General features: G+C 68.3%; 11 protein-coding genes. 5 read left to right on the top strand and 6 right to left on the bottom strand.

Going from position 1 to position 15,345, the window contains the following annotated elements; translation table 11 throughout:
* Positions 1 to 164: 164 nt before the first annotated feature.
* Entirely contained in the window at positions 165 to 632 is a 468-nt protein-coding gene (locus ACWD26_RS12425; protein WP_451268997.1) for a hypothetical protein, read from the top strand.
* 97 nt (positions 633 to 729) lie between these two features.
* Positions 730 to 2,364 (top strand): multicopper oxidase family protein, encoded by a 1,635-nt coding sequence (locus tag ACWD26_RS12420; protein ID WP_451268995.1) that lies wholly within the window; start codon positions 730 to 732, stop codon positions 2,362 to 2,364.
* Between the two features lie 163 nt (positions 2,365 to 2,527).
* On the opposite strand, the gene ACWD26_RS12415 is transcribed toward ACWD26_RS12420, so the two are convergent.
* Complete coding sequence (locus ACWD26_RS12415) at positions 2,528 to 4,333, bottom strand: PA domain-containing protein (protein WP_451268993.1); 1,806 nt, start codon at positions 4,331 to 4,333, stop codon at positions 2,528 to 2,530.
* Positions 4,334 to 4,601: 268 nt separating this feature from the next.
* Positions 4,602 to 6,056 carry an MFS transporter gene (locus tag ACWD26_RS12410; RefSeq protein WP_451268991.1) on the bottom strand — a complete coding sequence of 485 codons (1,455 nt, stop codon included), beginning with the start codon at positions 6,054 to 6,056 and terminating at the stop codon, positions 4,602 to 4,604.
* Between the two features lie 158 nt (positions 6,057 to 6,214).
* On the opposite strand from ACWD26_RS12410, the gene ACWD26_RS12405 reads away from it, so the two are divergent.
* On the top strand, positions 6,215 to 7,090 hold the full coding sequence (locus tag ACWD26_RS12405) for an AraC family transcriptional regulator (protein ID WP_451268989.1): 876 nt from the start codon (positions 6,215 to 6,217) through the stop codon (positions 7,088 to 7,090).
* 166 nt (positions 7,091 to 7,256) lie between these two features.
* On the opposite strand, the gene ACWD26_RS12400 is transcribed toward ACWD26_RS12405, so the two are convergent.
* Positions 7,257 to 8,207: a hypothetical protein gene (locus ACWD26_RS12400; protein ID WP_451268988.1), complete on the bottom strand. Its 951-nt coding sequence runs from the start codon at positions 8,205 to 8,207 to the stop codon at positions 7,257 to 7,259.
* 86 nt (positions 8,208 to 8,293) lie between these two features.
* Between ACWD26_RS12400 and ACWD26_RS12395 the strand changes: the two genes are divergently transcribed.
* On the top strand, positions 8,294 to 9,394 hold the full coding sequence (locus tag ACWD26_RS12395; RefSeq protein ID WP_451268986.1) for an NYN domain-containing protein: 1,101 nt from the start codon (positions 8,294 to 8,296) through the stop codon (positions 9,392 to 9,394).
* A 461-nt stretch (positions 9,395 to 9,855) separates the two neighbouring features.
* On the opposite strand, the gene ACWD26_RS12390 is transcribed toward ACWD26_RS12395, so the two are convergent.
* The 3 genes from ACWD26_RS12390 to ACWD26_RS12380 form a co-directional block, all read right to left on the bottom strand.
* On the bottom strand, positions 9,856 to 11,295 hold the full coding sequence (locus ACWD26_RS12390) for an argonaute/piwi family protein (RefSeq protein WP_451268984.1): 1,440 nt from the start codon (positions 11,293 to 11,295) through the stop codon (positions 9,856 to 9,858).
* A gap of 349 nt (positions 11,296 to 11,644) precedes the next feature.
* A complete protein-coding gene (locus ACWD26_RS12385) occupies positions 11,645 to 12,796 on the bottom strand; it encodes a DUF4365 domain-containing protein (protein WP_451268982.1) in 1,152 nt (383 codons plus the stop codon).
* Between the two features lie 206 nt (positions 12,797 to 13,002).
* Positions 13,003 to 14,397 carry a tyrosine-type recombinase/integrase gene (locus ACWD26_RS12380; RefSeq protein WP_451268980.1) on the bottom strand — a complete coding sequence of 465 codons (1,395 nt, stop codon included), beginning with the start codon at positions 14,395 to 14,397 and terminating at the stop codon, positions 13,003 to 13,005.
* A 238-nt stretch (positions 14,398 to 14,635) separates the two neighbouring features.
* Between ACWD26_RS12380 and ACWD26_RS12375 the strand changes: the two genes are divergently transcribed.
* A complete protein-coding gene (locus ACWD26_RS12375; RefSeq protein WP_451268978.1) occupies positions 14,636 to 15,163 on the top strand; it encodes a hypothetical protein in 528 nt (175 codons plus the stop codon).
* Positions 15,164 to 15,345 lie beyond the last annotated feature (182 nt).

The raw sequence follows: 15,345 nt of genomic DNA, 5'->3' as shown, positions 1-15,345 counted from the left end.
CATCACGCCGGCAGGGGAAGCGGGGATCAGGACTGGCTCCCGCTTCCCCAGGCATCGTCCGGCCCCTTGGCTGCATGGGCTTCATGGGTGGACTCCGCCGGGAGCGGTATACCCATGCGGGGTATATTGTGGCGACCCACGCTCACAGCAGATACGGAAGCGCGATGACGGTGCGGGAGTTCCCGTGGTTGCCCACCGGCGGAGTCATCCGCTGGGTACGCGGCATGTTCGTCACCCTGTGCGCCGTACTCGCCGTACTCGTGCACCATGACCTGTCCCACGTCCCGGTCGCCTCGGCTTCTGCCACTTCCGAGCGCGCCCCGGTCGCTTCGGCGTCCGCCATGGCCAGGCACGCGATGCATCATTCGGCGCCGATGTCCGCCCCGCACGCGCAGACGGACTCGGCCGGGGAGAACACGCTGACCGGTGGCCCGGACGGTGCGGCCTGCTCCTCGATGGTCATGCAGCACTGCTCGACGGCGAACGTCACCGCCGTACAGATCGCGGCGCCGTCCGAGTCTCCGATCCCGGCTGTCCCCATCCAGTACGCCACCGTGGCAGGCGTGGACCTCGCACGCTCCGTCAGTCGCGCGCCACCAGACCTGTCCCTTCTCTCCCAGCTGCGCATTTAGGCCGTGCCCAACGGCTCCCCGCGTCCCCGCGACGCAAGCGAGCCGTGTCCGGACACAGCCCGAACGCCCCTTTGCGCACTGAGAAGAGAACCTTTTCGTGAACAGCCTCAACCGTCGTTCCGTCCTGCTCGCCGGACTGGGCGCCGCAGGCACCGGCGTGCTCGCCGCCTGCAGCAGCAACAGCTCCAGCAGCCCCTCCCTCGTCAGCCCTTCCGGTTCCCAGGTCACCCGCACCGAGAAGAAGCGGGGCGGCACGGGCAAGGCGCACCGCCTCAACCTGACCGCCGCGCCCGCCGTCCTCGACCTGGGCGGCGGCACCACGGCCAGGTCCTGGGCCTTCAGCGGCCAGGCCCCCGGCAAGGAGATCCGCATCTCGGCCGGCGCCACCCTCGCCGCCGAACTGTCCAACCAACTGCCGGACAGGACCCCGACGTCCATCCACTGGCACGGCCTCGCGCTGCGCAGCGACATGGACGGCGTGCCGCCGGTCACCCAGACGGCTGTGCGGGCCGGAGCCAGCTTCACCTACCGGTTCATCGCCGACGCCCCCGGCACGTACTTCTTCCACCCGCACGTCGGCGTCCAGCTCGACCGCGGCCTGTACGCCCCGCTGATCGTCGAGGATCCCAAGGAGCCACTGTCGTACGACGACGAATGGGTCGTCGTCCTCGACGACTGGCTGGACGGCGTGACCGGCACGCCCGACGAGGCGTTCGCCGAAGTCAGGCAGGGCATGGGCGGCATGGACATGGGCGGCTCCGACGATTCATCCAGCTCCTCCTCGTCCGGCCACGGCATGGGGCACATGGGCGGGATGGACATGGGCGGCGAAGGCACGGACGGGGCGAGCCCCGCACCGTCCGCGTCCGGCTCCTCGGGCGACGGCATGTCGATGAAGTTCATGCTCATGGGCGCCGAAAGCGACCTTCTCGGCGGCGACGCCGGAGACGTGAAATACCCGTACCACCTGATCAACGGACGGGTGCCGGCAGACCCTGCCGTCTACACCGGCAAGCCGGGCCGACGCGTACGCCTGCGCATCATCAACGCGGGCGGCGACACCGCCTACCGGGTGGCGCTCGGCGGCCACAAGTTGACCATCACCCACACCGACGGCTTCCCCGTCGAACACCAGCAGGTCGACACCCTGCTCATCGGCATGGGCGAGCGGTACGACGTCCTGGTCACCCTCGGCGACGGCGTCTTCCCGCTCGTTGCCCTCGCCGAGGGCAAGAACGCGAGCGGCATGGCCCTGGTACGCACCGGCTCAGGCAGCGCGCCGAAGCCGACCGTACGGCCGAAGGAACTCGACGGCAGGATCCTGACCGCCGCCCAGCTGCGCGCGAGCGACGACGTGCGGTTCGACGCGAAGAAGGCGGACCGAGTCCACCGCATCGAACTGACCGGCGGCATGGACAAGTACAGCTGGGCCATCAACGGCAAGCGCTACGACATGGACGACCCGACGGCGAACCCGCTCCTGATCGAGGAGGGCCAGCGCGTCCGTCTCGACTTCGTCAACACCACCGACATGTGGCACCCCATGCACCTGCACGGCCACACCTACCAACTCGGCAGCTCCGGCCCGCGTAAGGACACCACCATCGTGCTGCCCAAGAAGACGGTGTCCGTCGTCTTCGACGCGGACAACCCCGGCCACTGGATGCTCCACTGCCACAACGCCTACCACGGCGAGGCCGGAATGATGGCCCTCGTGGCCTACCGGGCCTGAGCCTTCGCACCCATACGCCGGGGCGGAACCCGCGGGTCCCGCCCGGCCTTCGGGTTACCCGGCCTGGACGTATCGCGAAGCCGCGGACTGACGATCCGGGCTGAGGCAGAGCAGGCCCGGAGCCGGGGTGAAACGGCTCCGGGCCCGTTCTGCTTGATCACATTCAGCGGCCGGTGTACTGGAAGATATAGAGCCCGTAGTCGCGGTCGGAGGCGGCGACGTACTCCCTTCCGAAATGGTTGAAGGTGTCGACGCCCCAGAAGTTGCTGCCGTCCTCGTCGATGAAGCGGCCGACCTCCACCAACTTGTTGTGCTTGACCTTCGCGACGCGGAAGCCGCCCGCGTAGTACGAGAAGTACGCGAGGTCGGGCCGCACATGGGAGGCGGCAACCTCGTGGATGGACAGGTCACCGAAGCCGGAGGCGTACTCCGGGTCGTGCGCCTCGTCGATGGCGTAGGTGTCCAGCTCGGTCATCTTCCCGCGCTCGTTGCGGTACAGGTGCGCGTAGCCCCAGCCGTCGAAGGAGGAAGAGAAGGTGAGCCGGTCACCCTTGGTGCCGATGTCCGCCGGCAGGGAGGCCGGGCCTGTCCCGGCGAGGCAGTCGTCGTTGCTGTAGGGCTGGTCGAAAATGGCGAAGCCCTGGCCGCGCGGGGCGACGCCGAAGGTCGGCAGGGTGCCCTCGACGGCCATGCCGTCCTGGGTGTCACAGGCGTCGGTTCCGGCGCGGTTGAAGACGAGGACCGCGTCGTAGCCGCCCGCGGCCTCGACGTTGGCGACCTTCTCGGTGTAGGCGCACACGCCGCGTTCGACGACGGCGATGTCCACGACGGCAGGGTCGCCCGCAGGGACGGCCGGGCCGCCGTTGCAGGCCAGGCCGACGTAGGTGGTGCCGCCGGTGACGGTCCGGCCTTCATCCAGGGGGATGCCCTGCCCGGCGTTGACAGTGATGTCGTCGTCGGTGTTGCGGGCAGCGACCTGGTACGGGGCGAAGTCCTCGTCGGCGGCGATGACATAGCGGTTGTCGAGGGTGAACTCCGCCTGGTGGGCGTTGCCTTCGGGCGCCACGTCCAGTCCGCTCTCGGCAGCCTCGGGGTCGGGGTCGGTGAAGTCGGTGTCGCCGAGGTACTTGATGTTCTTCGGGTCGGTCACGTCGACGGCGATGTACCCGGCGTCCCAGTACGAGGCCAGCAGCACCTGACGCCCGCGGATCTTCTTGACCACCATGTCGTGGAGGAAGATCTCCCCCAGGTTCTCCGGCGCCGCCTGCACGATCTGCGGGAACGTCTCCGTCAGGTCGTACTCCGCGACCAGTCGCGGATTCGCCGGGTCGGTGATGTCCATAAAGTCAGTGTCGGCGGCTTCCTGGTTGTCGACGATCACGGCGTACGCCTTGTCGCCGGCGTCCCAGGCGAAGACGCTGTGGATGTCGTTGGCCTTCTCGGTCTGCTCACCGTCCAAGGTGAAGTCGCCGACGCCCTCGGCCAGCACCTTGGGCTTGGCGGGATCGGTGACGTCGTAGAGGTTCATGCCGCCGACACCGCCGTCGCCACAGACCTCGTTGTTGCTGACCAGAACGTCACCGGTGAAGGCGGGCGTGGACAGACGCACGGTCTGTATGCCCTCGCCGGGAGCGCTGCCGGCCGGTGCCGGGATGAAGCCGACGACCTTGGGCTTGCTGGGCTTGCGGATGTCGACGACGTGCACGCCGGTGTTGTCACAGCCCACTCCGCCCCAGGAGGCGAGATAGGCGTATCCCTTGTAGACACCGACATCGGCGATCTTGCCTTCGGTCACGTTCGGCAACTTCAGCTTGCTGACGAGACGGACGTTCTTGTCGGTGGCCGGGAGGTGCCCCTCCTCGCCGCCGTGCTGGTGATCGTGATCGTGAGCGGGGCCCGCGTTGTCGATGGCACTGTCGTCGGCGGGGACGGCGTCGTGTCCATACGCGGTGCCGGTGAGGCCGGTCACAGCAAGGACGATCGCAGTGACAAGGCTGGTGCCGGCCCGTCTGTGGCCTTTGTGCATGGTTCCCTCTACTGGGACTGGTCGGGTCCCCCGAGGCAGATGCCGGTCGAACTACCGGCACCGGCAAGCTACTTGACACTTCAAGAGAGTGGACCGCCTGCAATGTGGCCGTATCGCGGGGAAGTTGAGGGAACAGCGTGTGCGTGTGCTCCAGGTGAGCCGGAGGGCGCTGGCGACGTAGCCGGGCTGTCGAACGCGTGATTACGTACCGCTACCCGTGCTTGGCTGGAATTTCGCGCGTGTCCTCCGTGGAACCGGAGCGGCCGCTCCCGAGCAGGATGGCGATGAGGAGAGCTCCGAGCGCGAGGAGGGCGGAAGCGATGGTGAGTGCGAACGAGAAGCCTTCGGTCGCGGCGAGCAGCGCGCCGTCCGAGTCGGCCAAGGCGTCGCTGCGGCGTGTGCCCAGCGCGACCAGTACCGCCAACCCCACAGCACCGCCGACCTGTTGGACGGAGCTGAGGACGGCCGAGCCGAGACCGGCGTTCTCCTCGGTGGTGCCCGTGACCGCGGCGACCGTCAGGGCGGGCAGGCTCAGGCCGCATCCAAGGCTCGTGACGAGCATGCCGGGCAGCACGCCGGACGCGTAGCCGTCGTTCGGCGCCACGCCGGACAACAGGAGCAGGCCGGCTGAGCTGATGAGGAAGGACATGACGAGAGTCCGGCGCATCCCGAGTCTGATCACCGCGTGGGAGGAGAGCCACATGCCTGCGAGGATTCCGGCGCCGTAGGGCAGGTAGGCGACGCCGGCCTCGAGCGGATCGTAGCCGAGCACGGTTTGCAGGTGGATCATCAGCAGGAACGCCATCGCGTAGAAGGCGGCGGAGAACAGCAGAGTCATGCCGTTGGCTACCGCGCGGGTCCGGAAGGACAGGAACGACAACGGCACCAGCGGCTCGGCGGTGCGCGACTCGACCGCGAGGAACAAGGCGGTCAGGACGACGGCAAGGAGCAGGGGCCCCACGAAGGCCACGTCACCCCAACTCGACTCCCCGGCCTGGAGCAGACCGTAGACCAGGGACAAGACGGCGCCGGTGCCCAGTACCGCACCGGGTACGTCCAAGCGCGTCCGCTGTGTGGCCCGGCTCTCGCCGACGAGGCGCGGAAGCAGCAGCAAGGCCACAACGGCCACAGGCAGGTTGATCAGGAAGATCCAGCGCCAGGAGGCCAGGCCGGTCAGTGCACCGGAGATGACCAGGCCCATCGTGCCGCCCAGCCCCGCGATGCCGCCCCAGATGCTGAGGGCTTTGGCGCGCTCCTCGGCACCGGGGAACAGGAGTGTGATCAGTGACAGCGCGGCCGGGCCGGCCATGGCCGCGCCCGCGCCCTGGGCGAACCGCCCGGCCACGAGCTGCCAGGGTTCCTGGGCGAGCCCGCAGGCGAGGCTCGCCGCACCGAACAGTGCCACGCCGCTGAGAAAGACGCGTCGGCGGCCCAGCAGGTCGGCTACGCGGCCGAACAGCAACAACAGCCCGCCAAAAGCGAGGAAGTATGCGTTCACCACCCAGGCCAGGCCCGAGGCGCTGAAGCCGAGGTCGTCCCGCACGCTGGGGAGCGCGACACTCACCACGGTGTCATCGAGGACGAGCATGAACTGCACGAAGCACAGCACGATCAGCGCTGGCCGACGGCGGCCGACGGTTGTGGCGAGCGGGGATTGCGACGTCATGAAGGGCATCCCGTCCGCCTGGCCAGCACGTTCGTACGGCGATAGCGCCCCTTGTGCGAAGGGTTGATTGGCATGCGACGACGCTATGCACCAACCTCGCTGGCCACAGTCCGCTATGAGGCCACGTCATATCGCATTGGGGCCATAGGCTGGGACGTATGGTCGAGCGTGTCGCATGCGCAGCCCCACCTGGGGTGGGGGCGATCGTCGTCGGGCAGTTTCCTTTGTCGTCGGGGCAGTGGATCCCCCCGCACAGTCACCCGCAGCACCAGCTGGCCTGGACTCGACGCGGTGTGCTCGGCGTCGCCGTCGACGACGCCTATTGGGTTCTGCCGCCCACCCGGGCGCTGTGGCTGCCCGCGGGCGTCGTCCACCGGACCGGTGCGACCCGCGATGCGGTGCTGTGCAGTCTCTACCTCGAACCGGACCGGTGCGGTCTGAACTGGACGGAACCCACGCCGGTCGGTGTCGACGGGCTGCTGGCCCACCTGATCGCCTACCTCAGCCGCCAGGACCTCGCCGATGACGTGCGACTGCGCGCCGAGGCGGTCGTACTGGATCTGCTGCACCCTTTGCCGACCACGCCCATCGATGTGCCGCATCCCGTCGACGAACGCGTACGTGCCGTGGCTGACGCGCTGCTTGCCGATCCCGCCGACCCGCGGAGCCTGGAGGCGCACGCACGGGCCGTCGGAGTGAGCCGACGCACCCTGACACGGCTGTTCGTCCACGACACGGGCATGAGCTTCGACCGCTGGCGTACCCATATGCGGCTGCGGGCCGCTCTGCCCCTCCTCGCCGAAGGCCGGCCCGTGTCCCTCGTCGCACACGCCGTGGGATACACGACGCCGAGCGCCTTTCTCGCGGCGTTCCGCCGAACCGTCGGCACCTCCCCGGGGCGCTACCTCAACGGGGACGCCGTGCTTGAGGCGTCTGATACGAGCGCGCCAGCGGAAGTCGAGGAGGAGTCGAGGCCGTGCCACAGCGAAGGCGAGAAGGGAGCGCAGTTTGAGTCGTCGCGCGCACCGCAATGAGTCGGCCTCCCGGTCACGGATGCCGGCAACCCGGCATGGCCGTCGAGGCTGATTACCTGCGGTCAGTTCACGGAAGACCTTCTCCGTGCGGTCGCCGTCTACTGAGGCGTCCGCCAGCGGCAGTGGGTAGGTGTCGGCGGTACGCGATGATCATGGTGACCGTGGGTCAGTGCTGGTGATCGCCGCTGTCCGTCCCGCCAGCGGGCCCCGGCGGCTCTTCGCCGCTCTCTGCAGCGTGGACGGTGAAGGCCGCGGTGCGCACGGTGTCCTCGTGCTGGAAGTCCAGGAAGAGGCGGTATGCCCCGGCGCTGGGGGCGGTCGCGGTGAAGGAAATGTCCGGGCCGGGCCTGGTGGTGCCGTCGCCGGGCGCGCCGTGGGGATGGACGTGCAGGTAGGCCAGATCGCCGGAGCGCAGCGCCACGAGGTGGCCGTAGGCGCCGAGGTAGGGCTGCAGGTCGGTGACGGGACGGGCCTGCTTGGAGACCGTCAGCGTCAGCTCCTGGGCAGAGCCGGGGCGCAGTCGGCCGTCGAGGATGACGGTGCAGTCGTCGACTTCGGCGGTCCGGGACGGTGCGGGCAGGGCTTTGGGCCGGTAGGTGCCGGAGGCCGCAAGGTCGGCTCCGAGGGTGAGGTTCTTGCTGCCCTCGGCAGCCGGGGTGAAGTCGGCAAAGGCCCGGTAGTCGCCTGCCTCGGGCAGCGTGATGGTTGCGCTCCACGTGCCGTCCGCAGCGCGGGTGGGGTGCAGGTGCTGGTAGGTGGACAGGTCGCGGGAGGCGACGATGAGGTGCAGCTCCTTGCCGTGCTCTGTGCGGTAGGCAGTGACAGGCCGGCCTTCCTTGTCGCGGATGGCGAAGCGCAGCTCAGCGCGTCGGTCCGCTTCCAGGTGGGGGGTCTTCAGCTCAAGGGTGTAGCCGCCGTCGGATGATTGCAGCCCGCCGGCTGGAGGCGCTTCATGGGCGCTGGCCTGGTGACCGTCCGCATGCCCTTCCGACGGCTTGCGGGTGGGATGGCCGGCAGGGTCGACCACAGCCGCGATGACGGCGCCCAGGGCGTAAGCGGCGCCGAATACGACGGCGAAGGAGGCGGCGAACGTGGTGATCTTCGTTGCGGTGTTCATGGCATCTCCTGGGATGCGTCCCTAATTGGCAGTGTGGTGTGCGGCGACGGCTGTGTCGCGCCGACGGCTTCCCTGCCCATCGCTGGGTGCCCGATCGCCGCCGCGCGGGCGATCGGTTCGGCTTCAGCGCGGAGTCCGCCGCGACCGGGAATGGCGAGGGCCGCCTGGCGCCGGTGGCAGCCGGCCCTGAGGTGAGTCGTGTGTGGGAAGGACCCTTGCGCATCAGCAGCAGGGTGATGAGTCCGCCGGCGGCTGCTGGTGCCGTCGTCATGGCGTTCTGGCTTCGAGCCAGAAAGAGACCCGGTCGCCCAAGTCGGCCGGATCTCCGCAGTGCCGACGGGGCAGCGATTCGTCGATGGATACGAGGCACGGCGCCCGCTGGCGCGCGTGTTTCGCTCAGCTGTGGTGCCGGCCGTGCTCGCGCTGCGAAACTGGCGGTACTGATCGACGCCGACAACGCCAAGCCCTCGGCCCTGGAAGAACTGCTGGCGGAGGTCGCCAAGTACGGGACCGCCCACGTCAAGCGTGCCTACGGCGACTGGACCGGAACCCAGCTGAAGGGCTGGAAGGACCAGCTGCTCGCCCAGTCGATCCAGCCGATCCAGCAGTTCGCCTACACCACCGGGAAGAACGCCACCGACTCCGCCATGGTCATCGATGCCATGGACCTGCTGTACGCGGGGCGCTTCGACGGGTTCTGCATCGTCTCCAGCGACAGCGACTTCACCCGCCTCGCGGCCCGAATCCGCGAGTCCGGCCTGACCGTATACGGCTTCGGCGAACGCAAGACGCCGAAGCCGTTCGTCGCGGCATGCGACAAGTTCATCTACACCGAGAACCTCAAGAGCACCACCGCCCCGGCTGAGGCAAAACCAGCCGCGCGGGCCACGGCGGTCAAGCTGAAGGGCGACACCGCGCTGGTCAACCTCCTTCGCCAGGCAGTGGAGGCAGCCTCTGACGACGACGGCTGGGCCCCCCTCGCGAGCGTCGGCCACATCATCACCAAGCAGCGCTCCGACTTCGACTCCCGCACCTACGGTTACACCAAGCTCAGCGACCTCCTGGCCGCCACCACTCTGTTCGAGATGGACCGCCGCACTCCCGGCGGCGGGAAGACGACCGTCATCTACGCCCGCGACAAGCGCCACGCCGGCAACGGTCCCAAGCAGGCGGTGCCAGAGGACTGATCTTCCGGCACTGCTCAAACCCCTGTCGCGGCCCGCGGCCCCCCTAATCCACTCACTGGTCCACCAGTCACAGAACGTCGCAGATCCCCGGGTTCTGCCGGCGTCACGGTGTCGATTTGGGCTTGATGTCGCCGATATCATCGATGACATTTATGCCATATATAAAGAATACGATGAGCGCTGCCAGAAAGAGCAATATTTCACAGATCCACGGCACTCTGAGGCGCCACTGATAAATGTGTTCACCCTTGTGGGAGACGCCAGTGAGCACGTGCATCGCTATGAGGCCAGCAGCGACCGTCAGGAGAAAAAGGAGCCAGGAAACCCATAGTAGAGTTCTGTGCTCACTCTCCGCATTCAGCGCCCATTTATCGGAGCGTGTGGCTGCGCCGGGGATCGGTCCGCAGGCTGTCGCCCAGCCGAAACATGCTCTCGCATCTGCAGTCGTCCGGCGGTTTGCCTTACATGTAGTGGGCGTAGCGGGTGGCGACAGCCTGGTCGGGCGGGCAGAAGCGCAGGACGGACCTGACCTGCTTGGCGGTGCGCAGGGTGACGGGGAGCCGTCCGTCCAGACGGGTCTGGTTCCAGTTCATCTTGGTCAGGGCAAGGACTTCGACCGCCAGTTGGCGCGGGTCCCGGGCGGGAGTGACGGGTCTGATGCCGATCGGGCGCGGAATGTACATGCCGGGGTAGGTCCGGTAGAACTCGATGCTGCCGGTCGCGTACAGCGCGAGTTCGCGTTCGCCGAGGACGGCGAGGGTGCCGCGCAGGGGCGGTGCGTCGCCGGGGCGGAAAGTGGCGGCTCCTTCGCTGCTGGTGATCCAGCTCATCTCCAGCGTGTCGATGAACCGTTCGTCCGCGGCGTCCTGGAAGCCGCCTGTCTCCTCGCCGGTGAAGGCCGAGGTCTTGTGCAGCACGATGCGGGCGGGCGCGGTGTGGTGTTCGCGCCGGTAGGAGTCCAGTGCCTGGAGCAGGAGGGCATGTGCGTCGGCGCGCGCCAGGTGGGGCTGGCGGTCGGTGCGGCTGATCCGTGCCGGTCCTCCGCGCACGATCACTCCGTCCCCGCGTTCGTTGAAGACCTGGGCGACCGAGGTGTTCAGGGCGGTTCTGTCGCCGCTGCGGTAGAACGCGATGCCGACGTAGCACGTGGTCAGATCGGCGGGGTTGCGCAAGAGGCGCCAGGGGACGCCGCCGGCCTTGTAGTAGAGGGCGACGTGGAGGTTCCAGGCGCGGCTGGCCTCGTCCTGCCGGCTGTGGCCCTCGGGAGGGCGGGTCGCTTCGTCCCAGGTGCTGCGGCGGATGATCTGGATGGGCTGGCGCAGGTTCAGCAGCCGGGCTTTGAGCAGGTCGTGGAAGTTGGCGAACTGGGCCAGCGGGGGATCGTCAGGGGCGTCCTGCGAAGGATCACAGGATGCGTCCGGACGGCCTGATGATCGGCGGCTCGTCTCGACGAGCTGCTCGGGTCTGGCGACCAGGAGGACGTCGACCCGGTTCTCGTCGGCCAATGCCGTGATCTCTTCCGCGTAGATACTCACGGCCTTGGTCAGGGCCGCTGGCTGTTCGGCGGTCTCGATGGCGCGCAGGTCCCGGCTGCTGATCGCGCGTGTGTTGCGGTCGCTGAAGACCAGGGTGGTGTGCAGGCCGCGGTCGGTGTCGCATCCGGGGAATTCCGGGAAGAGATGCGGGTACTGCTCGTCCTTGGCCGCGATCGGCTCCCGGCAGCGCTCCAGCCACCGGCGCAGCCCGTCGAGTTGGTCCGTGGGACCGACCAGGCCGACGCGGATCGCTCGGGGAGCATCGGGCGCGCCGAGATCGGCGGGACCGTAGTTCGTGATGCCGAACCGAGGGTCGATGTGCCGGGCCGCGCCACCGAATTCCAGCTCGGGTTCGTCAAGGATCACGGAGTACATCACTGGCCTCGCCTCGCGCTGTTCGTTCCTCCCCGACGGGATGTCCGTCGCCCGGCGGACCTGGCCTTGTTTGCAGGGCTCCTTCGCCGAGGAGCGCCGGCGTCGCCGTCGCTGTCCCCGCCCTGGAGCAGGCTGAGAAGATCCTGGGTGTCCGTGTCCGCGGCGGCCAGCACGGTGTCCAGGCTTTCCTGTCCCCCGGCGGACGGGTCGTGGTCGTCCTCGGGTGCGGCGCCGGACGGAGCCGGTCCCCACCACCGGTCGTCGATTCCCCGGTCAACGGTCATGGTGGCGAGTTCGCCGAACTGTACGGGCCGTGGTTCGGTGAACAGGTCGGCGTGGTTCAGGTAGTTGGCCCACACGCGGGTCCAACCCCGGACAGCCGGGTGCCGGTCCAGGCGTTTGATCCCGGCGAGCAGCCGGTCCGCGTAAGGGTGCTCGGTGTGACCGTCGGTGGTGAAGCAGTAGTCCGGCTCCAGCTGGCAGTACCAGACTCCGCCCAGGCGCCGGAACCGTGTGCGCAGCGCGGCGTGGTGGTAGAAGCCGACGCGCTGCGGGTCGGACTTGGAGGCGTGCGGCCCGAACACGGTCCGGCCCCGTGATCCCGGTCCCTGCCGGCCTTACGTGGCCCCAGACGCGAGGTCGCCCGGAAGTGCATGTGTTTGCGGTCCTTGTGCCACCGCAGGTCCGGGTAAGAACCCTGAACGGTCCGGGAGAGCAGGTCAGCGAAGCGGTGCTGGGTGTCCAGATCATCGCTGTCCGCCCACTCGACGGTCTCGTGGCGCTCGGGGTCTCCGGCGCAGAGCACCCGCAGGGGCGAGTCCCGCAGGCTGTGGAACGACAGGACCAGTCCGTCCCGCAGAATCCAGCCGGACGCGCGCTGCCCCTGCGCGTCCAGTGCGGCGCCGGCCGCGCGGTAGTCGGTGAAGGCCGCAGGGGCCAGATGCACCGTCGGCGGCATCTCGGTGACGGGCAGCAGGTTCGTGGTGAGCACTTCGGTGATCGGCGCGGGCCGCAGGTACAGGCCCGCCGTCCGGGGCACGGCAAGATGAAGCAGTGCCTGGGCTGCGTCCCGGTCGAAGCGCTGGGTGTGCTTGTCGATGTGCACGACGCGCTTGGCACGGCTGACCGCGTCCGGGAACGCCGCCTTGACCTCCGTCCACCACGCCTCGTCGCTCTCGGGGTGGGAGAAGACCAGGATGACGGGCGAGTTGCCGGACAGCCAGTGATCAAGATCGCGCTGGTCGCAGACGTAGTGGAACGCGTCGTCCGTCTCACCGGAGAAGCGCCGGTCCTGGGCCTTGCTCTGGACCAGCAGGGTCAGATTAAGAACGGCCCCGCTGCCGGGTTCCACCAGGTCGATGTGCCCGTCGATGCCGTGATCGACCCGCCGGGGATGAAAGAGGTGGCCCATCTCCAGGCACCGGCGTTCGACCAGGGCGATGCCCTTCTCCCCGATGAACGTCTGGCGCGTCACGGTCTTGCGATCAGCCATCACCACACCCTCCCTGCTGGACACAGCACGGCTACGAGCCACCGGCCGAGCTGCTGCTCAGTCAGGCTACGCGGCACCACTGACAACCGGGTCCGAGCACATCCCGGGGCCCCACAGGGCCCAGCCGGCGGTGTGAGGGGCATCCAGCGCTTCGAGGTGAACCTGGCGGATTTCTCCCGCGCCCGCTTCAGCTCGGGCGCGGGGAGCTACGCCTCGAACTGCTCATCAGGCTCGGGTGGCCGGTCGTAGGCGCTCAGGAGTCCTTCGATGCGCTGGTTGTTGATGGACTGCCGGTCATACAGGCACTTCGCGTACCGGGACAGCAGGACCTCTACGCTGTTACCGGCCCGCTGGGCGACCTCAGCCGGGTCGGCCCCCGCGCACAGCCATGTAGACAGCGCCGAGTGCCGAAGGTCGTACGGCCGTTTCGCGAGCGGGGTGTTACCGAGGGCGGGTGGCAGGGCGAGGGCGCGGGGCTCGTGCCAGACCCGGTTGTAGGGGGTGTAAGTGATGATCCGGCCCTGCTCGGTGAAGAACAGCTGGCCGTCGTCTGCGGTCCCGAAGGTGGCGACGTGGTCCCTCCACATCGTCACCAGGTGCGGCGGCAACGGCACCACCCGTGTCTCTCCCGGCGGGCGGTTCTTCAGCCCGCGCTCGTCGTGGAACTTGCCGGTGTCGGTCCACCGTTTGCCCGCCTGCGGCAGCGTGCGGTGCAGGATCAGCCGCCCCCAGCCGGTGCGGGGCAGGCGGCAGTCCGGCAGCGCCACCGCGACCGCCTCCTCCGGGCGCAGGCCGGCGTAGTACATGCCGGCGAAGAACCCGACCAGCCGACGGCCCCGGGCTCGCCGATAGCTGCCCACGTAGGAGACGGCGTCCAGCAACTCCCGTGCCTGGTGAGGGTTGGCCACCACCCGCGGGTCCACCGAGACCGACGGCTTGGGGACCCGCCAGCGGATCTTCTCCAGCGGATGACTGCCCAACTCGCCCCGCTCCACGGCGTAGTGGAGCGCGTGCACCAGCACCTTGCGCTTACGGCCCATCGTCTCCACCGCCGCCTCGCCCCCATCGAGCTTGCGACGCAGCGACTCCAGCACATCACGCGCCAGAACCGGATCGTGCAGGTCGACCAACGGCCGGGACGCCTTCACCACCCACTGCAGCACCAGCCGGTCCTCCGCCGGCAGCTCCCGCTGCTCCGGCCCGGGCACAACGAATGCCCAGTGCCGCAGGGCGCGGCGCAGCAGCTGCCCCTTCGGCCGACCTGGCATGTCCCAGCACATCGCCATGGTGATCGCGGTGAGCGCCTCGCTGACCTCGTCCCGGGTCTTCGCTGCCCTGCCGGGCCAGTGCGCCCGCGCGTACTCGGTCGCGAAGGCGTACCAGCTCAGCTTGGACGGACCCCGGGGACCGGGCATAGGGCTGGCACCCTGAGCCAGGCCCGCGCGGATGGCCCGCACCAGCTCCGCACCGAACTCGCCCGCCATGTCCGCGACCGCGCTACCGCGGCCCTGAGGTGTCTCGCCGGGCGGCTGCGCCGGGGATTGGCCCTGTGTCTGTTCGGGGTCCGGTGTGGCACCATTTTGATGCTCATTCGGGTCCATGCCCGCCTCCTTTTGATCGGCGGGGCATGACTGCCCGAATTGCCCATTCGAACATCCCCCAGCACGGGTGCACTCGGATCACGTCGGGTTGACGGACGGAGATCACCAGATGATCGGGATGGCTTCTGATCGCGGGAGATTGGCCTGGCTATGTCGACGAGAACCGACGGCAACGCGGTGGAACCCGCCGGATCGGCGGAACCGAACTGATCACTGTCGCCGAGGGCCGGTGATCAGTATGTTCGTCTCACTGGAGGCTCGGGTGTGGGACGTCAAGGGGGATGCGGTGCTGGACGTACTGGTGACAACAGCCGCTGGTGCGCTTTCCGCAACAGTGGGCGTGCTGGTCGGCGGTATCGTCACACGTCGCGCTCAGGATCGTCACTGGATACGCGATCAACAACTCGCTGCCTATCAGGAACTGTTCAGCCACTACGCCAAATTCACCATGGAGCTCAGAAGAGCGCATGCCGACCGGCGCGGATGGGATTACGACTGGGGCGACTGGAGCGCGACCTTGATGCGCGTGAGCCTGATTGCTCCCACAGAGGTCGCGGTGCAGATCGATGATTTCGGCAGCGCCATCAATTCCTTTCTGGACCAGGTGGCACGAGGGGAACGCAACCCGCTGCACAACCCGCTGAGTTCCGAGGAGTTCGAGCAGGCCAGACAGGCACCCGCCCAGGCACAGGTGAGGCTCGTCAACGCCATACGACGCTCGCTGAGCAATGACGACAAGGGACTGCCCTTCGGGATCGGCGGGTAGGGCATAGCGCACTCCGCCGTATGCTCCGAGATGGACGGACCTGTGCGTCACCTCGGGTGCACTGGTCAATGCGCCGAGACCAGGACGGCCCACTGGTCGCCGTATGGCGTGTAGCACGCGATCCCCGGTTAGGGAAACCGGGGATTCTCCGCACGATTGGAGATCCACCGCCACGCCCTGTC

The organism is Streptomyces sp. NPDC002787 (assembly GCF_053592095.1).
The sequence above is the reverse complement of the archived record's forward strand: the minus strand, read 5'-3'. Positions and strand labels throughout refer to the sequence as shown.